Here is a 23731-nt window from a genome sequence, read left to right on the forward strand (position 1 = left end):
CTGGCCGTTCTGTCCTTTTTTTGCCGCTCTTTCCCCCCTGAGATCATGTCCATCTCCACCGCCGACCCCCAGCTCATTACGGATCCACTCCACAGCCCTTTCCCTATCCCTTGGCAGTGGATTTTAGAGACCCAAGCTACGGTGGCCGCCGGGAACCAGAGTAGTGCCGATGTGTGTCGTAGTCCTGCCTTAAATAATGGTCGCCATCAGTACGCCGCCTACAGTCGCATCCAGCTAGCACTGCGCCCGCAGCTCCAGGAGAGTCAGGTCACCAGTGTTTTATTTGTGGAAAATTTGCAAACAGGCATTTTAAGCACGGTAATGGCGCGATCGCCCCTCGCTCCCCAAGCATTTCAAGAAGTCGAAGGTAACGATGCTGCAGGTTTAATTTCACTATTGATTCCCGTATCTTGGTCTGCCGATGGCCAAAGGCTCCTGGCGCGGCAGTTTGAAGGCTTTTTTAACAGTGGCGTAATGTCAGATTTTGCGGTGGTCTGGGATGCCAAAACCCAACGGAGTATCACCCTCCAACCCAATATCGGAGCCGAATATAGCCATGCCATTTTGTTGGGCTGGAGCGAACAATATGCTGAGGATGTCCTATTCCAAACCGGGGTGATGGGGGAGGAAACCTGGCCCATTTGGCGGGTGAGTCCCAGTGGGGATACAAACCTTGCCAGGGAAAATCACGGCGTGGTCTACGGTGATCTCCTTTCTCCAGCTTGGTTTGGCAGTGATAGGGAATCTAACATTTAATGTCAACTTCGGAAAAAACTGCGGCGATCGCCCCCAGCCCCTTTTACACTGACTAAAAACGATATAAAGATTTTTATCGAAACTTGCTATGACACAGTTTTGGTCAGAGATTGCTCCCCAGGCCTATTTTTGGTTCAAGGCTTTCCATATTATCGGTGTGGTGGTTTGGTTTGCGGGGTTATTTTACCTCGTGCGCCTTTTTGTCTACCATGCCGAAGCCGAAAAGGAACCCGAACCCGCCCGGAGCATCCTCAAAAAACAATATGAGTTGATGGAAAAGCGCCTCTACAACATCATTACCCAACCGGGAATGTTTGTGACTGTGGCCATGGCGATCGCCGTGATCAGTACCGAACCGGGGGTTCTAAAAGCCTGGTGGCTCCATGCGAAATTGGCCTTGGTTGTCCTGTTATTGGTCTATCATTTCTTCTGCGGGCGGATTATGCGCAAACTGGCAGAAGGCACCTGCACCTGGACAGGTCAACAGTTCCGCGCCCTCAACGAAGCGCCGACCCTCCTGTTGGTAACCATTGTGATGTTGGCCGTGTTTAAAAATAGTTTGCCCCTCAATTGGACAGGAGGTTTAATTCTGGCGTTGATTGTTTTTATGGCCGCCGCAATCCAACTCTATGCGAAAAAACGTCGTAAGGATCAAGAAAAACTCCGGGAAGCCCAGAGCCAAGTGGCCACCTCTAATCCTTAAAGTCAGCCCTTGATTTTGTACGTTTAAACCAAGTAAAAGTCCCTGGATTCTGTCAAAAATCTAGGGACTTTGCTATGTACATCAAGCTTGAAATTTAAAAAAGAGAAACCCAATCACTTTTCAATGGCTTACCATTTTTTGTAGGGTAAAAATTTGCCACACATGGTTACTTGCACGCGATCGCCTTTGGGGTCTTCGACCTTATCCACTTCAATGGAAAAATCAATGGCACTCATGATCCCATCGCCGAATTTTTCGTGGATTACTGCTTTGACGGGCATCCCATACACTTGCATGATTTCGTAGAAGCGATAGATCAACGGATCGGTGGGAATGACGGGCTCTAGGGAACCTTTGAGGGGCGGTTCGGTAAGTGCTGCGGCGAAATCTTCCGGTAAACCGACGGCGGTGACGAGGGTGTTTGCTTCCGTCTCATCGGCACTGGCTTGACGGTAGAATACAGCAGCGACCCAAGTTTCATCGCGGCCAACTTTTTCGCCGAGGGTCGCAAAACTAAGACCTGTTACTTTTTTGGCAGCAAGTAACTTTTCGGTAATTACGGCGATCGCCATAGAAATGTTTCTCCGTTATCAAATAAATTTAACTGCACAGAATTGGCGGACAATTTGAGTGATTAATCAGAGCAAATTTGTCCGGGCCATATCACGAAATATCAGCCTCTAACTTGATTTACTGAAATAATTTTTGTGAAGAAAATGTCCCAGTAAGTGTTAGGAGGAAGACTTTTAGTGGAGTGGTTGCTTGCTATTAAACGGTTTAAAAAATCAACGCAATGTAATTAAAGATACGCTTTTAAATGGCAACAATTGTATGTTGAATCTGGGAAACTATCACAAAAATCAATGCTTCACGACAAAAGCACATCGAATCAATCCTAAAAATACATGATGCAAATTGTCGCTCCGGCCGATGTAACTAAAGCTGGGCGATCGCCTTTCCCTCGGCTGACCCCGATTTGACAATGTGTTTTTGAAACACCACAATAAGGGTATGGCGAAAATATCTGTTGCCAATTGAGGTGTCGATGATGGCGAACCAACTACCCATTCCTGCTTTTTTTAATCCCCAGACCGTTGGTGAGATCTGGCGTGTCCCCTATCTAGACCGGGCTGCCGCTGCTGAAACCTGGGCCAAGGAACACGGGATTCAGCCGGCCACCACTGACCGCTGTCGCGTTTGTCTGCTGGTGGTCGATGTGCAGAATACCTTTTGTATCCCGGAGTTCGAGCTGTTTGTCGGCGGCCAATCAGGGCTGGGGGCCGTGGAAGATAACCGACGTTTGTGTGAATTTATCTACCGAAATCTCGGAACAATTACCACCATTACCCCCACCATGGACACCCACAAGGCGGTGCAAATTTTTCACCCGGTCTTTTGGGTCAATGGAGCGGGCGAACATCCCCAACCCGCGAGCAATATCAGCTTTGCGGAGGTTGAACAGGGTCTTTGGCGCGTCAATCCGGCGATCGCCTTTAGTACGAAGCGCGACTACGAAGACTTACAACAATATTCCCGTCACTACACCGCCCAACTCAGCCAAGCAGGGAAATATCCCCTGACGATTTGGCCCTACCACGCCATGTTGGGGGGGATTGGCCATGCCCTTGTACCAGCGGTGGAAGAGGCTCTGTTTTTCCATAACTTAGTGCGCCATAGCCAAACCCATTTTGAAATTAAAGGAGACAATCCCCTCACGGAAAATTATTCTGCGTTGCGGCCAGAGGTCTTAGACGATGCCCAGGGACAACCCATTGCCCAAGAAAATACCCGTTTCCTGCAAAAATTGTTGGCCTTTGATGCGCTGATTATTGCGGGGCAGGCGAAAAGCCACTGTCTAGCCTGGACGGTGGACGATTTACTCTCGGAAATTTTGCGTCATGATCCAGCCTTGGCAAAGAAAGTTTATCTTTTGGAAGACTGTACTTCTCCGGTCGTGATTCCTGGGGTAGTTGATTTTACGGCCCAGGCCGATCAAGCCTTTGATCGATTTGCCGCAGCCGGGATGCAGCTTGTCAGTTCGACGATGGCGATCGCCGATTTTCCGGGGTTAAATCTTTAGTTGTCTGGGGGAGGGAATTGTGTACAATCTAGCCAACGTGAAAACCTCCCCTACAATAGGAAAATAACAATACACAGACAAAAGAAGGGTCTATGGCTACGGAAAAGACGGCAAGTGAAGCGGCTTTATCGGAACGGGAGATCGAAATTGTCGATTTGGTGGCAGCGGGTCTGACGAACCATGAGATTGCGGCGCGCCTCGACATTAGCAAGCGCACGGTGGACAACCACATTAGTAATATTTTGACAAAAACGGCGACGGATAATCGCGTTTCCCTGGTGCGCTGGGCGTTACAGTGGGGGAAAGTGTGCCTGGATAATGTGAACTGTTGTGCCCTCCCGAATCAGTCTGCTACCTCGGATTCATGAACCATGCTTGGGCGATCGCCCTTCTAGGGGTTTTGTGTATCGGCTGCCAGAGTACCAGTTTTGTGACGCCCCCAGCCGACCCCCTTGGCAATAATCTCAATAGTCTCCATAGCGAAAAAAATCCCCGCCTTTCCGATGAAGGCCGTTACCTGGTCTTTAGTAGCGATCGCCGCCAACAACGGCGTATTTTTTTGTATGATCTCGCCCAACGCAAGCTTTTGCCCCTGCCCGGTTTAAATCAACCCAATGTGTTCTACGACCAGCCAGACATTAGCCGTAATGGTCGCTTCATTGTCTACACTTCCGAGCAGGAAGGAAAAACCAATATTTATCTCTACGACCGCCAAACCTTCCAAAGCCAAAATCTGACCCGCACCTACATCGGTCAAGTGCGTAATCCTACCGTTAGCGGCGATGGTCGTTGGGTCGCCTTTGAAGGCGATCGCACGGGGCAATGGGATATTGAAGTGATTGATCGCGGTGTTCAACCGGATTTAGTTGAAGCAGAATAAACCAAACCCCAAGATCTGCTCCTGTTAGGCCTTGAGGTTGAATTTTATGTATTGTCCAAGGTATTGAAGTCTTGCCCTCAATCGAACCATAGACCTACAGCTTAATGATTTCAAAAGCGGCCAAAGCAACGGCGATCGCCCCTAAAATCAATGTCCCAGCCCCAGCAATGGTAACCGTTTTCCCGATCACGCTGACCCAGGCAGGAGCGACCCATGGCGTTTCATCCCGTTCTTGGAAATAGCCCAGATCTTCTAATTGTTGACGATAATCAGCGTCATAACGGGGCATCCGTGCAAAGGGTAAATTTCCTTCTGTGCGTTGGGGTAAGATGCGTCGCCGCTGATAAGGGACAGTATCTAAGCCAAAATTGTCGAGATATTCCTCAGAGTTCAAGAGGGCATCCACAAAGCCATTTAAACCCTGGGTCGCCAACAAAATTGACCAAGCCAGAACCTCTTTCTGACCATAAACATCCCGGCCCAGTACCCGCTGCACGCACATCTGCACAAAGCGATAGTTATTGTTCACGTCATAGTTCCGTTGCCGAAAAGACTCAGACAAGAGCAACGCCCGGATAAAGTCTTGAACGGTAATAAAACCTGATTTCAGCTTAGATTCTTGAACTTTTAGGCGATTTTGTTCAAGCATCTGCTGCTCATTGAAAATTTGGCGATAGGCCGCCTGGATTAAGGTCTCAAAATCTGTTTTTGCAAAAGCCGATTCCACGCTAAATTGCTTGGGACTTTCTTCACTGCCGATAAAAAAATCTTGTACCCGTTGATTCTGAGAGCTTGGTTCGTAGGTCAATAGAGGTATAGTCATTTTTTTATAGTAAGTATTGACTTTAGAAAATGAAAAGAATTAAGTTTATAAAAACTATAGACTAGACCAGGCAAAGTTTCGGGAAAGTTGCTTTTTTTAAAGTAAGGTTTATTTTTCTTAAGTTTTCACCATAATCCCCCTAAGGGTCTATGGACAATAGGGCATTCGCCATTTAAGAAAGTATGATTTTTTTCTATTTTTAGCTGCCAATTACAATAAGAAAACAAAAATCATATAACGATTTATGATTCAGACAATCTCAGAAATATCATTGACAAATAAAGAAATAATTCTTGTTTGATTAGGAAAATATAAGCCTAATTTCTAGAAGTTTTATTGACTTAAATATTGGTCTCTTTGGATCTTTTGCCAGGGATGAAGCGGTAAGCATAAGTGCTATTAAGATCGTTATCGCAATGGAACCAGATTGACGCAGCAAATCTTTTGAAAATTATGCCAAGCACCTCAACCCATTGCCTTGGTAGCCGATCTCCTGATGAATCATTGTGGCTGTATCTACCGATTGAGCATTTACCACTCCATAACTGAGTGAGGAGGGTGCTCGTGACCTGTGCGGCATTTCCACTGGTGGGGAGTTTGCTTAATGGGTTCGAGGGTCGTGTCGTCACACCATTAGCGGACGCAGGGGGAGACGGTTTTCTATTGGGGAAAATTACGGGGCAGTAAGCGCTAGGTAATACCACCTGTGAGCATAATATAAAAGCGCGCATGAACAACCTGGCGCAGGTCAGTGGGACAGGAGCTTGCTAGATTGAACTGGGGAAGTAAGGGTTTGATGAGAGACCATTGGTCATTGGTGAGGCCTGTCGGATAGGATGTGGACGTAATTTTTTTGTTTAGAGATTTTAGTACTTTTAAAGACTAAACCTCTTTTTTTCTGCCTGCCATATCTTTCTCAGGGATCCTCTAAAATAACAAAACTGCTCAGAATTGTGGGAAAGTCACGTTAATGATGGGATTTGTTTACGATTTTAGTCAACTACCAAACTACCTTGAAATTCTCCGGAAAAAGTTAAAAATTGCCGTAATCCATGGGGGTGACAAAGCAGCGCAGGGGGCCGTGATCTACCAAACCCACAATCCTCGCTCCACCAAAACCTATGAAGTGGTAGCCCATGACATTGCCGCGGCCCTCGAAGATTTAGGGTTCCAGCACGTGTTTGTGTTGCCCGATGATGCCACCTTAGGCGATCGCCTCCGGAAAAATCAAATTCATTTGGCTTGGCTGAATACCGGTGGGGTTCAGGGTTACAATCCCGTCTGCCACACCCCGGCAATTTTAGAAATGTTGGGGGTACCCTATATCGGCCATAACCCTTTAAATAGCTCGATTTTAGATAATAAACACAGCTTTAAACGGGAACTGCAAGGGCTCGGTTTTCCCACTGCGCCGTTCATGATTTGGCATCCAGCCCAGGGGCAATTTACTGCCAAGGACAACGCTCGTTTCCAACAGACTTTTGGCGATTACCAGGGCAGTTTTCTGGTTAAACCCGTGTCTGGTCGTGCCTCTTTGAACATTCATTTTGTGGATCAGCCCCAGGATCTCGGTGAGGCGATCGCCAACATACATCAGCAAACTCACAACACCGCTTTGATTGAACCCTTCTTAACCGGGCGCGAATTTTGTGTCTCTGTGTGTGGCTATGTGCGCCATCGTCAAGGGCGGTTTGAAAAATTAGAATTTCCCTTTACGTTTTCGATTTTAGAGCGTCTTTTAGAAGCCGATGAAAAGATTTTTACCTCGATGGATAAAAAGGCAATTACAGGCCAAAGAATTCGCTTTTTAGATGATAGTGACTCAGCCAAAAAAAAGCTAGCAAAACTCGCCCAACAAGTCTACTGGGAATTTAGTTTAAATGCCTTAATTCGTATCGATGCCCGGATGGATGCGATGGGAAATATCCAAATTTTAGAGGCCAATCCCAAGCCCGATCTTAAGCGGCCCGCTGCCAACGTCACCAGCTTGGTTGCCCAGGGACTATCAGAAGAGGGGATGACCTACGAGGATTTAATTTTGTCGCTGATTAGCGATCGCCTGGATTATTTATTGACCAACCACGCCCAGATTATCCCCCACATTACGGCCCTGCTTAATCCCTAAAGGTGCTTTTCTCCCAAGGCTCAAGGGGACTTCATAAATCTATTTACATTGGGGGCGATCGCCTGCTATATAATTAGACTCTGTTCGGTTTTATCGGGGATCAGCCGATAAAAGCAATGGGGAAAGAACGGTGCAAATCCGTCGCTGTCCCGCAGCTGTAAGGAAATTTTCAGCAATTTCTAAGTCAGAATGCCCGCCGAGCCAAGTGTAAACGTTTTAGTAATTACCCATCTGCGAGGTACGGATGATGTTTTCTTTTAGCACCCAGTCTTTTTCTGCTGCCCATAATTTCTATCTTCTGAGACTGCAATATCGCCGCAATCAGCAAACCCAGTCTCGTTAGCGAGTTTGTCTTAAACATTGCTTTAACCCGTTATTCCATCAGCATTGGCCTCATTCAATGAGGTTGAGAAATGCATTGATTTTGGCAAACCAGAAAAAAATCGACGATATGTTAATCGCTCAACTGCTTTGCTTTTCTTAAGGTTATTGACCAAGGCTTTTTATGACTTAAAAGTCTTGCCATTGCTTCACGAATTCTCCCTTCATTACATTAGAAATTAGCCCAAAATATTCTTAGATGACGTCATTTTTTACGCCCCAGACGATTTGCTTTACTATTCTTTGTTTTCTCTGTAGTAGTATCGCTGTTTTTGCTCAAGAAGAGAACGATCTAGATGATGAACAAGAGACCGTTGATTTTGAACTAACGGTCATTGACCAGCTATTAAATCAACCTGTATATGCTCCGTCGCGCCAGGAAGAAACGGTTCAAGATGCAACCCGTGCGGCCTATGTGATTAACCGGGAGCAAATTGAAGCCCAAGGGTATCGCACCGTCAACGAAGCCTTGAAATATTTCCCTGGGATTTTTATTGATAGCACGGCTGGATCTCGCCTCGGTGCCCAAAGTTCTCAGATTTTTCGGGGGGCTAATAGTTCTTCCCAAACATTAATTTTGCTTGATGGCAGGCCGCTGAATCGTTTCGATTCAGGGAACTTTGATCTGTCTAATTTGACTACCGATAATGTTGAACGCATTGAATTAATCCCTGGGGGCAGTTCGGTGCTGTTTGGTTCCAATGCCATTGGCGGCGTGATCAATATTGTGACGCGCCAACCCGGATTTAACCAACCAGTTGCAGTAGAAACTGGGGTCGATCTGGGGAGCTTTGGCTACAATCGCCAAAATGTTGGGGTAAGTTTTGGCTCGGAAACCCAGGCAGTGCGACTGGCCTATGACCGAACCGCCGCAGAAAATGATTTTGACTATGACATTGCGGCGCGGGGTTTGTCGGGTGTCCGGGATAATGCGGCGACGAATATTCAAAACGTGAATCTCCAGGTGGTTAATCAGTTAGGCGATCGCCACCGGTTGCGCTTCAACGGCATCTACAGCAGTAAGGATTTAGAAATTCCGAGTGGTGTAGATTTCCCAAGCCCGGACGCAACGCAATATGATAACAACTGGCTGCTGTCGCTGGATTTAGAGTCTCGCCTAGGGAATAGTGATGATTCTCTGTTGACGACAAAATTATTTGCTGACTTAAATGATTTTCGCTTCTTTAATACTCAATTTGGCGGCACAGATGCCCGCTATGAGAATAATTCTTTTGGTGCCCAGATTCAGCACAATTGGCAACTAAATGAAACCCAAAATCTCACCTATGGTTTTGATTATCGCTATTTGACTGCAAAAGCAGAAGATCCTGGCGTATTTGGCTTTAGTTACGACGAAAATCTCAGTCAAGGGGCAATTTTTGCTCGCTATGGCCTGGATATCGCTCCGGAACTGGCTTTAAATCTGGGCGTGCGCCAGGACTTTAATAGTTTGGCCGATGGTTCAGTCACATCACCCAGCGCAGGGTTTGCCTGGCAAGTGGGAGAATCAACTCGCATTCGGGGTAACTATGCCCGCAATTTCCGGGTGCCGACTGCCGTGGATCTCTATTTCCCGGGGTTTAGCAATCCTGATTTAGTGCCGGAACTGGGGAATAGTTTTGATCTGGGTGTTGACCACCGTTTTTCGGATCGTGCTTTGGTGCGGCTGACTTATTTTAATAACACCCTCGATGATGCCATCGTTTTTGATCTTGGGACATTCACTCCCCAAAATGTCCGGAAAGCCCGCAATCAAGGTTTAGAAGCAGAGGTGACGTTGCAATTGTCCCGATCTTTTTCTGCCTTTGCTAACTACACTTGGAACAACTCCAAAATTCTTGCCGATGCTGATCCGACGGTGGTTGGTAATGAGGTCGCCTTTGCGGGGACAGATTATTTCAATGTGGGTCTTGCCTACGAAAATCCCCAGGGAATTTATGCCGGAATTTTCCTGAAACGGGTGGGCGATCGCCTGACAAATAATGCCAATACTGAATCCTTGGCAGGCTACACAAACCTGGATCTGCGAGCGCGCTATCCCATCAGTGATACCGTAAATTTAACGGCGAGTGTCGAAAATTTGTTTGATGCGGATTTTGAAACATTCCCCGCTTACCCTGGAGTGGGGCGCAGGTTTCAGATTGGTGTCAATGCTCAATTCCGTTAAGCTGCTTTGTTTCGTTTCCTAATTTTGCCCACAATTTCCTATGGTTCTCATTGCCCAAATTACTGATACCCACCTCCTCGATCACCCAGATGCCGAAATGCGCGGCGTGAAAACCGATGCGTCTTTTCAAGCAGTCCTGGCGGCGGTGCAACAGTTTAAACCAGATCGGCTAATTTTGACGGGGGATCTGGCCCATCATGGTGAGGCGATCGCCTACGAACGGCTACGGGATTTGGTCGAAGCAACGCAGATTCCTAGCTATTGGCTGCCGGGGAACCACGACAATCCAGAGGTCATGGCCGGGATTTTGCAGGGGGATTATCTTTCGCCAGACAAGAACGTTTCTTTGGGGAACTGGCAACTGTTGCTGTTGGATTCGTTTCTTGAGAACCCAGAATATGGCGAGGGGTTTTTAAATGCGGCACAATTGGCCTGGCTCGCGGAAAACCTGGAACAATCTTCAAACTCTCCGGTGGCGATCGCCATCCATCACCATGTGGTGCCAGCAGGCGTTGATTGGCTCGATCAAATCGATGTGACCAACCGCGCCGAATTTTGGCAGATTGTGCAACATCATCCCCAGGTGAAAACGGTTTTCTTTGGCCATGTGCATCTGGAATACAGCGTCACCCAAGGGGGCATTCCTTGCTTTGGTACGCCATCGACTTGTACCCAAGTGACCCCCCCAGATCAAGAATTGCGGGAAGGCGATCGCCAACTGTGGGAACAACCGGGTTTCCGTCTGTTTGAACTCCATGATGATGGTCGCTTCCAGACAAAAGTCCAACGCATTCCGTGGTTTGAGTAGGAGAAAAAAGATGCGTTTCCCCTTCTTGCCACACCGTTCGATTCCTCTGCTGGGCCTGGGTTTATCCCTGTGGCTAGGGGGTTGTGGCCCCACCCAACAAACCGTAGAAACCCCAACACCGACGGCGGCCTGTGTCGAAAATTATGATCCGGCGGTGGATTATTTCCCGGATAAGGTGACGCCAGAATTTGCCAGGGGCTTTCAGGTGGCATACCACGGTCATTACAAAGTGGTGACGGTGCGGCAACCCTGGGAAACGGCCCAGCAGGATTTGACCTATGTTTTTGTGCAGTGTGGTACGCCCATTCCAGAGGATTATCCAGGGGCGACCATCGTTGAAGTGCCCGTCAACCGGGTGATTGCCCTTTCGACGACTTATTTACCCCATTTGGAAGTTTTAAAGCAGTCGGAAAATTTGGTGGGGGTAGGCGATCGCCAATTGATTTACAGTCCCGAAATTCGGGCGGCCATTGAAACAGGTGAAATCAAAGAAGTGGGCAACCTCCAGCTAGACCGGGAAGCGATCCTCAGTCTCCAGCCCGATGTGATTTTGAATTATCGTCTTGATGCCAGCGAAGGAAACAATACCAGCGCCCTAGATTCTTTGGGATTAACGGTGGTTTTAGACGCAGCGCACCTGGAACCGACTCCCCTGGGCCGGGCTGAATGGCTCAAGTTTACGGCCCTTTTGTTTAACGAAGAAGCAAAGGCCAATGAAACCTTTGGGGCGATCGCCAAGCGTTACCAAGCCCTCGTGAACCAAGTCAAAGATCTAGACACCACGCCAACGGTGCTGAGTGGGTCGCCCTACCAAGGGGTCTGGTATGTGCCGGGGGGCGAAAGCTATGTGGCCCAACTGCTGCGGGATGCCAACGTGAATTACCCCTGGGATGCGACAACGGCCCGCTTGAGCTTACCTCTAGATTTTGAGGCTGTTCTAGGTCGGGCAAAAACAGCGGATCTTTGGCTGAATGTGAATCCTGATTGGCAAACCACCGCCGATATTTTCCAGGAAGACCCGCGCTATGAACTGTTTGAGGCGGTGCAAAACCAGCAAGTCTATGCCGCCAACAACCGGGTTGCGCCTGGGGGAGGCAATGATTTTTGGGAAGGGGGCATTCTCAATCCCGATGTGATCCTTGCCGATGTGATTAAAATCGCCCACCCCGATCAATTACCTGACCACGAGCTTTATTATTACCGTCACCTGCAAGATTCCCCGTGAAAATTCCCTACACCACGACCCCTCTAACTTGTTTGTCCCTACCGGAACTGCGGTGGCGATCGCCCTCGTTATTTATCCTGCTGGGGGGATTATGGGGGGTTTTATTTTTCCTCAGTTTGAGTCTGGGCTCGACGACCATTCCCTGGGATCAACTATTGGCGATCGCCTTGGGTCAACCCATTGATAATCCGGTGTGGGCAGAAATCGTTTGGCAACTGCGCTTTCCACGGGCGATCGCCGCCACCTTTGCCGGGGCAGCCCTGGGAATTAGCGGCCTCCAGATGCAAACCCTATTTAATAATCCCCTCGCTGGCCCCTTTGTGCTGGGAATCAATTCTGGGGCGAGTTTGGGGGTGGCTCTGGTGCTGTTGGGAACGGGTTTTATGGGCGGTCTTTTTGGAAATTTGAGTGTGGCGATGGCAGCAAGTTTGGGGGCGGTGGCGGTGTTGCTGCTCGTTTTGGCGATCGCCCGTCGGATTCCCCACAATGGCACCCTACTGATTTTGGGGTTGATGCTCGGCTATGTCAGTAATTCCCTTGTCACATTGTTGTTGCACTTTAGCCCCACGGAAGCGCTGCGCCTGTATCTCAGTTGGACATTTGGCAGCTTTGCGGAAATCCAACGGGAACAGTTGCCTATTTTTATGGTGTTAATTTTTGCGGGGGGACTGCTGGCTTTTTTTCAGGCGAAACCTTTGAATGCGCTTCTTCTCGGCAAACAATATGCCCAAAGCGTTGGCCTCAACCTCAAGGCAACCCGTCGTCACATTATTGTCAGCACTGCGCTCTTGGCGGGATCTGTCACGGCGTTTTGTGGCCCGATTTCTTTCCTGGGGATTGCGGTGCCGCACCTCTGTCGGGGTTTACTGAAAACGGTTGATCATCGGCTTTTGGTGCCAGCGGTGACTTTATTGGGATCTAGTCTGGCGTTGCTGGCGGATATTATTGTGCAATTGCCGGGCAGTGAATTAACGTTACCTTTAAATACGGTTACGGCAATGTTTGGCGCACCAATTATTGTAGTCTTGATTTTACGTCGCCATCATTAATTTAGGCTGAATTATTTTATAGCGATGATAGTTCATGCCAAACTTTTAAAGTTGTATATTACCTTTACAAAGGTATCACACAAATTTTGTCTGAATAGTCTTCCATTTTGTGTGTTTATACAGAAATACTCTATATAAAAACAACAAAGAGAATGTTATATAGAAAGCATCCGTATAATACATAGTTAGGTGGCTTCAGTCCCGCTAGATTAAGAGAAAATAAAATCGAATGGACTTCAAACAATTTTCTGAATTTCTTCAGTTTATTCGTCGTTATAATTCAACATCTGTCCTAGAAATTGGAACTAAAAAATGCTGGCAAAACTGGGAAGTAAGGTATGCCAATCCTCTAGATTGGGTACTTGCTAACACTGAACGTAATTATGCTGTCCGAATCATGTTACTAGCAAGCGCGGGTAATCCTCACCGACATCAGAGTATGGATACTCATGTATTTGATAATTTGGTCAATGCTTACCATAACTGGGACAGACATACGATTTCAGATAGGCGCATTCTTGATGAAGAAGAAAAAATTTTATTAAACTCGATTATGAAATGGGAGGGTAATCCTAAAAATAAAAAACAAGTACGCAATTGGTCAGTAAAGTTAAGCGAAATTTTAGATTCAAGCGTGGTTCATACTCATATAGCAGGTTTATTTGTACAACGTTTAGGGGCTTTTCAAAATGCAGGTTTTGGGCATCCAGTTTCTCGTTTACATCGGACAATCAAACTAATTGAACTATTGGACAGCCAGTCCAATCAAGAATTTTCAGAGACTTTTTCAAACTATGTGGGATTAAGCCCGACAAATTACTTTAGGCAGTTTTTGGCTTGTTTGGCTCTGTTTGGATGGCTTTCCGGAAAAAGAGGATTTTGCAACTTTTCTCGACTTCCCGATATAGATAACCAACTCCAGGAGTCAGGAATTACCTCAGAGAATCTCAAACTTTTTATTCAACAGAATAGTGCCCCTCACTCTGCACAAACCGATACTTCGTTTCGTGGAAAGATTACCAAAACTCTTGATAGTGTTCCTGAATATTATCAACCGCTTTTCTACAATCACTTTCTGGAAATTCCTTTTGTTGAATTAAGAGGTCAAGAGTTCTGTTTACCAGATCCTTTTTCTTTTACTGAATCCTGTTGGAATCAGGTAAGAGGTCTCATTTCCAAAAGCAGCTATGGAGAAAAACTGAATCACTTATTAAGCTGCGCCTTTGAAGATTATCTTGAAAAGGTATTATTTCCTTTTATTTGTGCTTCCTCCTTCGAGAAGATTCCTGAAGTCAAAAACCCTAATTCTAATAAAGATAAGCGTGCTGATTTTCTTGTTGAAACTTCAAGTTCATATATTGTAATAGAATGTAAGAGTTGTGTTATGCATTCTGATACAAGTGCCTATTTCCAAGCTGATAGACTTGCCGATCTTTGGTGCCGCATTCACTCTGCCTTTGAGCAAATTGGAATAACGGTAGAATCCCTCAATCTTCATGACAAGCCAGTGATTCCGCTGATCTTAACTTTCTATGACAGTATTGCTGCATCTACAGTTTTTGAAGAGATGGTAAAGCAAACCGAGTATTGCTCTTTAATGAGGGTAAATATGCCACCAATCGTTCAGTCCCTACATGAGTTTGAACATTGGACTTCGAATAGAAGTCTCAATAATTGGTCAGAATTAATTCTCTCAAAACAGAATGCTGATTCTCCTGTAAGCCCTGATCATAAAGGACATGGTTATGGACATTTAAGCGGTGTTTCCATTCTTTAATTATCTCTAATTCAATTCTAATCAACAGCATGTCTAACAATTCACTTGTACTCCGTCTTTAGTAAATTGGCTGATGAATCTGAAAAGCTACTAACAGTGGGTAAACGGGAGTGTTAAGGGATCATCACCGGTGAAGAAATAGAAGAATAAAGCGATCGCCCTACATTGAATATTCGTCACAGAAATCTTGGCAGTTTTAGCTACTCAACTGTGCTGGAAGTGCATTCTGAATGTCGTGCTAGATTTGTGACTGAATGAATACCTTATAAAAATTATTTTGCCATGAAGCGTTGGCTTGGCATTGATCCTGGTTTAGCGATTATCGGTTGGGCTGTCCTCGAAGACCAGGGGCAAACGCTGCCACAAATTCTTGACTACGGCATCATCGAAACAGCCAAAAATTTATCGACGCCCCAACGACTCCTAGAGATTGAACAGGACTACACAGAAATTTTGGGGGAATTTCACCCAGAGGCGATCGCCATCGAGATGCCCTTCTTTAGCCGTCAGATCAAAGCAGCAGGGGGCGTATTACAGGGTCTAGGCATTTTAAACTTGGTTAGCCTGCGAGAATTAAACATCGAACCGATTTATCTGCACCAATCCAGTTGGAAATGCCACATCGGTAATGCGAAGGCCGATAAGCGGGAAGTGGCGACCCTGGTGCAGTCGATTTTTGGGATGGAGACGATGCCCATCGATGATAGTGTCGATGCCATTGCGATCGCCTATGCCGCCGCCTGTGGTTTGCGCAATGAGATTCGGTAAGTGAAAATTCCCCAGTCCAGCAGAGACAACAGATAACATAGAATGGCGACCTGCTAAACTTTTTGGAGCAATTTTAAGGAGCATATTTCAACCATGGATCAGGTGAATGGTGAACAACTCGAACCGATGAAACTTCCCAAAACCAGTGAATCAGACACCCTCAAGCGGATTCGCCACACCACCTCCCACGTCATGGCGATGGCAGTGCAAAAGCTATTTCCCGACGCCCAGGTCACCATTGGTCCTTGGACAGAGAATGGGTTTTACTACGATTTCGATAAGCCAGAACCTTTTACGGAAGCGGATCTCAAGGCGATCAAAAAAGAGATGGTGAAAATCGTCAAGAAAAAATTGCCTGTGATCCGTGAAGAAATTTCCCGCGCCGAAGCCGAAAAACGGATCAAGGAAATTAACGAACCCTACAAACTCGAAATCCTCGCAGGGATTCACGACCCGATCACCCTCTACTACCTCGGTGATCAATGGTGGGATCTTTGTGCTGGCCCCCACGTGGAAAATACAGGTGATATCAACCCGAAGGCGATCGCCCTCGAATCTGTCGCCGGAGCCTATTGGCGGGGTGACGAAAATAACCAACAACTCCAGCGCATTTACGGCACCGCTTGGGAAACCCCCGAACAACTCAAAGAATACCAACGCCGCAAAGAGGAAGCCCTCAAACGCGACCACCGCAAACTCGGTAAAGAACTGGGTTTGTTTATGTTCTCCGATCAGGTCGGCCCCGGTTTACCCCTCTGGACGCCGAAAGGGACGTTAATTCGTTCCACCCTCGAAAATTTTCTTAAAACGGAACAAACTAAACGCGGTTACCAAGGTGTCGTGACTCCCCACATCGCCCGCGTGGATCTCTTTAAAGTGTCCGGTCACTGGCAGAACTACCGCGAGGACATGTTCCCGATGATGGCGGACGGCGACGCAGAACGGGCGGCGGAACAGGGTTTTGTGATGAAGCCGATGAACTGCCCTTTCCACATCCAAATTTATAAGGATCAACTGCGCTCCTATCGGGAATTACCGATCCGTCTGGCGGAATTTGGCACGGTTTATCGTTACGAGCAATCCGGTGAATTGGGCGGTTTAACGCGGGTGCGGGGCTTTACTGTGGACGATTCCCACCTTTTCGTTACGCCAGATCAACTGGAAGCAGAATTCTTTAACGTGGTTGATTTAATTTTGACCGTCTTTAAGAGTTTGCAACTGAAAAATTTCAAGGCGCGACTAAGCTTCCGTGACCCCAACTCCGATAAATATATTGGCTCCGATGAGGTCTGGGAAAAGGCGCAAAACGCAATCCGTAAAGCCGTCACCAAGCTCGACATGGACTACTTTGAAGCCGAAGGGGAAGCCGCTTTTTATGGCCCGAAACTCGACTTTATTTTCCAAGATGTCCTCGAACGGGAATGGCAACTGGGCACGGTGCAGGTGGATTACAATCTCCCCGAACGGTTTGAATTGGAATACGTTACCGAGCATGGCGATCGCCAACGACCGATCATGATCCACCGCGCGCCCTTCGGTTCCTTGGAGCGATTGATCGGCATTCTGATCGAAGAATATGCGGGTGATTTTCCTCTATGGCTCGCCCCCGAACAGGTCAGAATTTTCCCCGTTAGTGATGAATTTTTCGACTACGCCAAAGCCCAAGCGGACAAACTGCAAGCCGCTGGCATCCGGGCGATCGCCGATGCTTCTGGGGAACGTCTGGGCAAATTGATCCGCAATGCCGAAAAACAGAAGGTTCCTGTGATGGCGATCGCCGGCGCAAAGGAAGTCGAAGCCAATGGCCTCAGTATCCGCACCCGTGCCTCTGGGGAACTCGGTGCGATTCCGATGGAGGAAGTGATTTCCCGCCTCATCGAAGCCAACACGAACCACACCAATTTCTAATATCCGTAGGGGTTTACCGTGGTAAACCCTTTTTCGCTTCATTGCGAGGGCTAAATTATGACCCAGGCAAAATCAAAAACCCTCTATGATCAAGACTTTTATCAATGGATTGAACAAACCATCTCTGACTTAAAATCAGGCGACTTAGAAGCCCTTGATCGAGACAATTTAATCGAGGAAATAGAGGCTTTGGGCAAACGAGAAAAACGCGAGTTAGAAAGCCGTTTAATTACTTTATTTGAGCATGCCCTCAAACGAAAATATGTTCCTTTAGAAGAATGCCATCGCGGTTGGGACGTGACAATTCGACGCACCCAAAAAGGAATATTGAAAATTCTTAGGGACTCTCCCAGCTTAAAACATTATCTTCAAGAAATTTTCTTAGATTGCCACCAAGAAGCCCTTGAAAATATGCAAATTGAATATGATGTAGAATTCCCTCAAAATTATCCTTTTCCAACAGAGTGCAATCAATTGTTAACGCAATCTTTAAGCTGATCTGATCAAGTATTCAAACAGTAATTTTAATTATCTTCCCTCACTATCCATGAGTATCATTACCCTCCAATCCATCAAAAAAGATTTTGGCATTAAAGAAATTCTCAAAGAGGCGAGCTTGAGCATTGATGATGGCGAAAAAGTCGGCTTGATCGGGGTAAATGGTGGCGGAAAATCAACCCTTTTAAAAATGATTGCGGGGATTGAACCCATTGATGGAGGACAGCGGCTCGTTCGTTCTGGGGCAAGAATTATCTATCTACCGCAACAACCGGAAATTGATCCAGAAAATACTGTTTTAGATCAGATTTTTGCCAATTGCAGTGAACAAATGAAATGGGTTAAAGCCTACGAAGATTTATCCCATAAAATGGCAAAGGCTTCTGGTGATGAATTGAATAGTCTCATGGGCAAATTGTCCAGCATTACCGAAAAAATGGATGCCCTGAATGCTTGGGAAGTGGAAACCAATGCCAAGATTATCTTGAGTAAATTAGGTATTGATGATTTTGAGACAAAAGTAGGGGATTTATCCGGTGGTTACCGCAAACGCATTGCCCTTGCTTCAGCATTGTTATCAGAACCTGATTTGCTCCTAATGGATGAACCAACGAACCACCTAGATGCCGATTCAGTGGAATGGTTAGAGAGCTATTTAACTCAATTTTCAGGGGCATTACTATTAATTACCCACGACCGTTATTTCCTTGACAAAGTCACCAACCGTATCATTGAAATTGATCGCGGTGATCTGTATACTTATGCCGGAAATTATTCCTATTACCTAGAGAAAAAGGCTCTAGCAGAAGAAGCAGCAGTTAGTAGTCAACAAAAACATAAAGGGGTATTGCGACGGGAATTAGAATGGCTCAAACGGGGGCCGAAGGCGAGGAGTACAAAGCAAAAAGCGCGCATTGATCGGATTGCCGATATGCAAAATAAAACCTTTAAGGAAGCCCAAGGAAAAGTTGAGATCGATACGCCCGGTCGCCGTATCGGCAAAAAAGTTGTTGTCGTCGAAAATCTCTGTAAAAGTTTCGATGATAAAACGATCATTAAAGACTTTAGTTATGAATTTAATCCCGGCGATCGCCTCGGCATTATCGGCGGCAATGGGGCGGGCAAATCGACCTTTTTAAATCTGATTACAGGACGACTCGAACCCGATAGCGGCACAGTAGAAATCGGCAGTACGATTCATATTGGTTATTTTGACCAACATTCCGATGATTTACTTGATGAAGCCACACAAAATCAACGGGTGATTGATTACATCAAAGATGTTGCCACCTATGTACAAACGGCGGATGGCACACAAATTACAGCATCCCAAATGTTGGAACGATTTTTGTTTCCGCCTGATCAACAATATGCGCCGATTCAGAAACTTTCTGGGGGTGAAAAACGGCGTTTATTTCTGCTAAAAGTGCTGATGGGTGCGCCGAATTTACTCATTCTTGACGAACCTACGAATGATTTAGACGTACAAACCCTGTCGATTTTGGAAGATTACCTCGAAGACTTTAATGGCTGTGTGATTATCGTTGCCCACGACCGTTATTTTCTCGACCGGACAGTGAACATGATTTTCGCCCTCGAAGGCAATGGACTGCTGAGACAATACCCCGGCAATTATTCCCTTTATTTAGACTATAAACAGGCAGAAGCCGCCCAAAACCCACCGGAAAATCCTCCCCAAAAAGAGGCGATCGCCAAACCACAAACACCCAGCAAGCCAAAAGTAGCCCCATCCCGTCGCCTGTCAAACTACCAACGGCGTGAACTAGCACGTCTCGAAAATGAGATCATTCCTGAGCTAGAAATTCAGCGGGAAGCATTACAGACGGAACTCAGTAACCAAGTGGACTATGAGCAATTGCAGACCCTTTCTTTAAAATTAGAAGCCCTAAATCAAGACATCGAAGCAAAAACAGAACGGTGGTTAGAACTGGCAGAAATGGAGCATTAACCATTATCTTTCAAGCCATAAAAAAGCCCTAGACAACACATCTAAGGCTTTCATAAATAGGTTCTAAATTAGAACGGAGAGAGAGGGATTCGAACCCTCGTTAGAGTTACCCCTAAACAGCATTTCCAGTGCTGCGCCTTCAACCGCTCGGCCATCTCTCCAGATGGGGCACGGTTAATGATTATACAATAACTAAAGGAAAAGGCAAATTTTTATTTTTTCTGCTGTAACCATGGCTAAAACTCACAAAATCACGATTAATTACCGGCAAATTAACGAAACCCAGACTTTTACCGTCCCTGAGGACGAATTCATCCTGCGGAGCATCGAAAAACAAGGGTTTCAGATTCCCTTCTCCTGTCGCAACGGGGCCTGCACGACCTGCGCTGTGCGGGTTTTGTCGGGGGATCTCGAACAAAAATATGCCATGGGACTTTCCCCGGATCTGCAGCGCCAGGGTTATGCGCTGATGTGTGTGAGCCATGCCAAAAGTGATTTGGTGGTAGAAACCCAGGATGAGGACGAAGTGTATGAACTCCAGTTTGGGCGCAACTTCGGTAAGGGTAAGATTCGCTTTGGTCTACCCCTTGATGAAGACTAACGGCATTTAGACACCCCCATTATCAACTCTGATCCTGGGGCGATCGCCACTTTCTTGGATTCAAACTTTGCCCATCTCCTTTTATAAATATCTCTATGGCCCTTCCCTCCCTACCCGAACGCCAAACTTACCTCGACATTGCCACAGAAGCCGCCCTCAGTGCTGGCGCAATTCTCAGAAAATATTACGGTAACCTCCAACAGATTCGAGAAAAAGCAACCCCAGGCGACCTGATCACAGAAGCGGATACCACCTCCGAAGCCGCCATTATCGAATTGCTCCAAAGACATCTACCGGATGTGCCGATCCATGCCGAAGAAGCAGGCCAGTTAGCCACAAATCAGCCCAGTCCTTACCTCTGGATGATCGATCCCCTCGATGGCACGGTGAACTATGCCCATGGCTATCCGATGTTTTCGGTTTCCATTGCTCTGTTATATGCTGACGAACCGTTAGTGGGCGTTGTTTACAATCCCTACCGCGATGAACTCTTCCACGCCGCCCAAGGATTAGGGGCCACCCTAAATCGCCAACCGATCCAAGTTTCAAAAACAGATCAGCTACAAAATAGTCTCCTTACCACTGGTTTTGCCTATGATCGCCGGCAAACGAAGGATAATAATTACCGTGAATTTTGTTACCTCACCCACCAAACCCAGGGGGTCAGACGGGGCGGATCGGCGGCCCTTGATCTCGCGGATGTGGCCTGTGGTCGCCTAGACGGTTACTGGGAGCGGGGCATCCAACCCTGGGATATGGCGGCGGGCATCTGCATTTTGCGCGAAGCAGGCGGCCTCGTCACCAGCTACGATCAAACCCCCCTCGATATGAGCAGTGGTCGGCTCTTGGCGACGAATGGCAAAATTCATACCCCGTTGAGTGTCGCCCTCCAAGAGGCCCAAGGATGGTTTCAGAGTTATTACGCTGCGGATTCATAAAAACCATCATTAAACGGTTGTACCTTTTTTAGAATCAGTCATAATTAGGTCAATGGGACCCCCACAAACATATGTCGCTTGCCATTAACCAAGGATTATTTGCTCGAAAAATTGCCGACCATTTTGCGGTGCTCGGCTTGCCCATTGATGCGAATCCAAAAGTCGTGCGCAAAGCCTATTTACAAATTGCCCAACGGCTCCACCCGGATACCTGTACCCTAACCCAGGCTCTGGATAAACGCTTGGCCAGTGAATTTTTGTCAAAGCTCGTGAATCCGGCCTATGAAAAACTGTCTAAACCGGCTTCCTGGTCGGAATACCAAGTGATTCTGGTGCAATTGAGTCAGCAATTGAGTAATGAGACAGATAACCTTGTCCTCACCACGACGGAAGCCCAGGAACTCCTCGATACCCCAGGGAATATTTCGGCGCTCTACCGGGAGAAGGTGGCCGCTTTGGCCCAGGCAAATTACCAAACGATGGCTACAGTCCCCCAGGCGATCGCCACCTTAAGCGAACTGAACCTCGTCTATCTCCAATACCTCGGCAAGGTTAAAAAAGTCGAGACCAAAGAAACCATGCCCCAATATCCTGGGGAAACCATGGCGACATCAGGCGCTACCGTCAGCCCGCCGCCACCGAAAAATACCAGCACATCTTCCCTAGACGCAGCCCTCTGGCGGGGAGAAGAACACCTAAAAAAGAAAAACTATGCCAAGGCCGTGCTGGAATTCCGGGATGCCCTCCAGCTCGATCCCAACTGCATCAAGGCCCACGCCCTCATGGGACTGTCCTATCTCAGCCAAAACCAACTGGCAATGGCCAAGGTGCATATCAAAAAAGCTTACCTCTCCAAACCAACGGATCCCCTCGTGCGCCAAGCTAAGCAAGCCCTCGAAAAAGTGATGGGCAGCGCCCTAGAGACCCAACCAGGGGCCAAGAAAGGGAGCGCCGATAAACAAGGGGGTTTATTTGGCGGTTTGTTTGGCGGGAAAAAGAAGTAGAATAGGCGACGGCAAAGCTCAACATACGGATTTCATGATTCATCAACCCCCCGCAGGTGCCAGGGATTTATTACCCCTCGAAGTTGCTCAAAAGGCCTGGATTAATGACAATCTCCAACGGGTTTTTCAACAGTGGGGCTACCAGCGGATCGTCACCTCTACTTTGGAATGGTTGGAGACGCTCACGGCTGGTGGGGCGGTGGATCGCACAAAGGTCATTCAACTACAAACGGCAGAAAGTCAAGCTTTGGGTTTGCGCCCAGAGTTAACGGCCTCGATCGCCAGGGCGGCTGTCACCAGAATGGCCGAAAATACCTTTCCCCAACGGCTTTGTTACCGGGCCAATGTGTTTCGCCATCCCCCCCGGGGTAGCCACGGCAAACAGATGGAATTTTACCAAGCAGGAGTAGAGTTACTCTTTGCGGCAGGAATTGTGGCGGATGCAGAAATTTTATTGCTTCTAGCAGATTCCCTCGATGCCCTGGGTTTAGAAGATTGGCAGTTAATTTTAGGGGAGGCGGCCCTGGGGCGATCGCTCTTGGATCCGTTTCCTGAACCAGTAAGGGAAACAGTTCGTCATTGTGTGGCCAATTTAGACCGGGTTGGGTTGCAGGAATTGCCCCTGGATGAGGATCTCAAGGCCTATGCCCTGGACATTTTTGATCTGCGTGGCGAGCCAGAAACCGTATTGGCGCGGGTGAGTCAGTTTGATCTGGGGCCAGAGGCGCAGGAAATCGTCGCGAATCTTAAGGCTCTCTTTGCGTTATTGGCTGGGAGTACCCGGAAGCAACTGCCAATTATCTTGGATTTAACCCTAATTCAGACCTTTGATTACTACACGGGCATTGTGTTTGAGGTGGTGAATTTTGCCAATCATCAGTCTTATATCTTGGGTCAAGGCGGACGCTATGATCAGCTTCTGGGCTTGTATCATCCCCAACGGGAAAATCACCCCGGTATTGGCTTTTGCTTGAATATTGAAGAACTACACACCTGTCTGTTGGCAAGTCCCCAACTGCCCAAACAACTCGCTGGCAGTGCTTGGCTGGTGATTGCGACGGAACCCAATGCCCAGCAGCAGGTATTTCACTATGCCCAAACCCTCCGCCAAGGGGATGAAATGGTGCGCGTCGAAGTGGAACTGGGAGGGCGATCGCCTGCCGAAATTTATGCCTATGCCCGCAGCAGCCACATTACCCACCTCGCCTGGATTGACCCCAGTGGCGAACCCAAACTCGAAACCCTCTAACTTAAATTCTTTTTCCTCAAGA

General features: G+C 47.3%; 21 protein-coding genes, 1 tRNA gene and 1 riboswitch. Of the genes, 19 read left to right on the forward strand and 3 right to left on the reverse strand.

Annotated elements, in window-relative coordinates:
* Nucleotides 1–45: 45 nt before the first annotated feature.
* Together AACT35_RS14150 and hemJ are read left to right on the forward strand one after the other, a co-directional pair.
* The gene (locus AACT35_RS14150; RefSeq protein WP_099237960.1) at nt 46–756 is read left to right on the forward strand and encodes a hypothetical protein; all 711 of its coding nucleotides are present in this window, start codon (nt 46–48) and stop codon (nt 754–756) included.
* An 88-nt stretch (nt 757–844) separates the two neighbouring features.
* Nucleotides 845–1459: a protoporphyrinogen oxidase HemJ gene (gene hemJ / locus AACT35_RS14155; protein ID WP_012306273.1), complete on the forward strand. Its 615-nt coding sequence runs from the start codon at nt 845–847 to the stop codon at nt 1457–1459.
* 128 nt (nt 1460–1587) lie between these two features.
* On the opposite strand, the gene cynS is transcribed toward hemJ, so the two are convergent.
* Nucleotides 1588–2031 (reverse strand): cyanase, encoded by a 444-nt coding sequence (gene cynS / locus AACT35_RS14160; protein ID WP_099237962.1) that lies wholly within the window; start codon nt 2029–2031, stop codon nt 1588–1590.
* Between the two features lie 476 nt (nt 2032–2507).
* Between cynS and AACT35_RS14165 the strand changes: the two genes are divergently transcribed.
* The 3 genes from AACT35_RS14165 (at nt 2508) to AACT35_RS14175 (ending at nt 4419) form a co-directional block, all read left to right on the forward strand.
* Nucleotides 2508–3539 carry an isochorismatase gene (locus tag AACT35_RS14165; RefSeq protein ID WP_099238031.1) on the forward strand — a complete coding sequence of 344 codons (1032 nt, stop codon included), beginning with the start codon at nt 2508–2510 and terminating at the stop codon, nt 3537–3539.
* Between the two features lie 92 nt (nt 3540–3631).
* Complete coding sequence (locus AACT35_RS14170; RefSeq protein WP_012306270.1) at nt 3632–3907, forward strand: helix-turn-helix domain-containing protein; 276 nt, start codon at nt 3632–3634, stop codon at nt 3905–3907.
* Nucleotides 3904–4419, forward strand: coding sequence for a TolB family protein (locus tag AACT35_RS14175; RefSeq protein WP_030005890.1), 516 nt, complete (start codon nt 3904–3906; stop codon nt 4417–4419). The genes AACT35_RS14170 and AACT35_RS14175 overlap by 4 nt, the downstream gene beginning before the upstream one ends.
* 94 nt (nt 4420–4513) lie before the next feature.
* Here AACT35_RS14175 and AACT35_RS14180 read toward each other — a convergent pair whose 3' ends face one another.
* Complete coding sequence (locus AACT35_RS14180; RefSeq protein ID WP_062432506.1) at nt 4514–5242, reverse strand: phycobilisome rod-core linker polypeptide; 729 nt, start codon at nt 5240–5242, stop codon at nt 4514–4516.
* A gap of 970 nt (nt 5243–6212) precedes the next feature.
* On the opposite strand from AACT35_RS14180, the gene AACT35_RS14185 reads away from it, so the two are divergent.
* The 10 genes from AACT35_RS14185 to AACT35_RS14230 all read left to right on the forward strand — a co-directional run bounded on the left by AACT35_RS14185 (nt 6213) and on the right by AACT35_RS14230 (nt 19917).
* Nucleotides 6213–7367, forward strand: a complete 1155-nt coding sequence (locus tag AACT35_RS14185; RefSeq protein WP_099237964.1) for a D-alanine--D-alanine ligase family protein — start codon at nt 6213–6215, stop codon at nt 7365–7367.
* A gap of 68 nt (nt 7368–7435) precedes the next feature.
* Nucleotides 7436–7582, forward strand: a riboswitch (cobalamin riboswitch).
* A gap of 365 nt (nt 7583–7947) precedes the next feature.
* Complete coding sequence (locus AACT35_RS14190; RefSeq protein ID WP_099237966.1) at nt 7948–9915, forward strand: TonB-dependent receptor; 1968 nt, start codon at nt 7948–7950, stop codon at nt 9913–9915.
* Between the two features lie 40 nt (nt 9916–9955).
* Nucleotides 9956–10723: a phosphodiesterase gene (locus AACT35_RS14195; protein WP_099237968.1), complete on the forward strand. Its 768-nt coding sequence runs from the start codon at nt 9956–9958 to the stop codon at nt 10721–10723.
* A 10-nt stretch (nt 10724–10733) separates the two neighbouring features.
* A complete protein-coding gene (locus AACT35_RS14200) occupies nt 10734–11948 on the forward strand; it encodes an ABC transporter substrate-binding protein (protein ID WP_099237970.1) in 1215 nt (404 codons plus the stop codon).
* Complete coding sequence (locus AACT35_RS14205; protein WP_099237972.1) at nt 11945–12997, forward strand: iron ABC transporter permease; 1053 nt, start codon at nt 11945–11947, stop codon at nt 12995–12997. The genes AACT35_RS14200 and AACT35_RS14205 overlap by 4 nt, the downstream gene beginning before the upstream one ends.
* A gap of 229 nt (nt 12998–13226) precedes the next feature.
* Entirely contained in the window at nt 13227–14774 is a 1548-nt protein-coding gene (locus tag AACT35_RS14210; RefSeq protein WP_099237974.1) for a hypothetical protein, read from the forward strand.
* 282 nt (nt 14775–15056) lie between these two features.
* Entirely contained in the window at nt 15057–15542 is a 486-nt protein-coding gene (locus AACT35_RS14215) for a crossover junction endodeoxyribonuclease RuvC (protein ID WP_099237976.1), read from the forward strand.
* Between the two features lie 93 nt (nt 15543–15635).
* Complete coding sequence (gene thrS, locus AACT35_RS14220; protein WP_099237978.1) at nt 15636–17450, forward strand: threonine--tRNA ligase; 1815 nt, start codon at nt 15636–15638, stop codon at nt 17448–17450.
* 57 nt (nt 17451–17507) lie between these two features.
* Nucleotides 17508–17948 (forward strand): DUF29 domain-containing protein, encoded by a 441-nt coding sequence (locus tag AACT35_RS14225; protein ID WP_173867215.1) that lies wholly within the window; start codon nt 17508–17510, stop codon nt 17946–17948.
* A gap of 49 nt (nt 17949–17997) precedes the next feature.
* Nucleotides 17998–19917: an ABC-F family ATP-binding cassette domain-containing protein gene (locus AACT35_RS14230; protein ID WP_099237982.1), complete on the forward strand. Its 1920-nt coding sequence runs from the start codon at nt 17998–18000 to the stop codon at nt 19915–19917.
* 74 nt (nt 19918–19991) lie between these two features.
* Here AACT35_RS14230 and AACT35_RS14235 read toward each other — a convergent pair.
* Nucleotides 19992–20078, reverse strand: a tRNA-Ser gene (locus tag AACT35_RS14235).
* 71 nt (nt 20079–20149) lie between these two features.
* Between AACT35_RS14235 and AACT35_RS14240 the strand changes: the two genes are divergently transcribed.
* From AACT35_RS14240 to AACT35_RS14255, 4 genes are all read left to right on the forward strand, one after another.
* Nucleotides 20150–20518 (forward strand): 2Fe-2S iron-sulfur cluster-binding protein, encoded by a 369-nt coding sequence (locus AACT35_RS14240; protein ID WP_012306254.1) that lies wholly within the window; start codon nt 20150–20152, stop codon nt 20516–20518.
* A 95-nt stretch (nt 20519–20613) separates the two neighbouring features.
* On the forward strand, nt 20614–21456 hold the full coding sequence (locus AACT35_RS14245) for an inositol monophosphatase family protein (RefSeq protein ID WP_099237984.1): 843 nt from the start codon (nt 20614–20616) through the stop codon (nt 21454–21456).
* Between the two features lie 71 nt (nt 21457–21527).
* On the forward strand, nt 21528–22460 hold the full coding sequence (locus tag AACT35_RS14250; RefSeq protein ID WP_065715992.1) for a J domain-containing protein: 933 nt from the start codon (nt 21528–21530) through the stop codon (nt 22458–22460).
* Between the two features lie 34 nt (nt 22461–22494).
* Nucleotides 22495–23709 carry an ATP phosphoribosyltransferase regulatory subunit gene (locus AACT35_RS14255; RefSeq protein ID WP_099237986.1) on the forward strand — a complete coding sequence of 405 codons (1215 nt, stop codon included), beginning with the start codon at nt 22495–22497 and terminating at the stop codon, nt 23707–23709.
* Nucleotides 23710–23731: the final 22 nt, after the last annotated feature.

This window comes from Synechococcus sp. BDU 130192, from assembly GCF_963876085.1.
Lineage (GTDB): Bacteria > Cyanobacteriota > Cyanobacteriia > Cyanobacteriales > MRBY01 > MRBY01.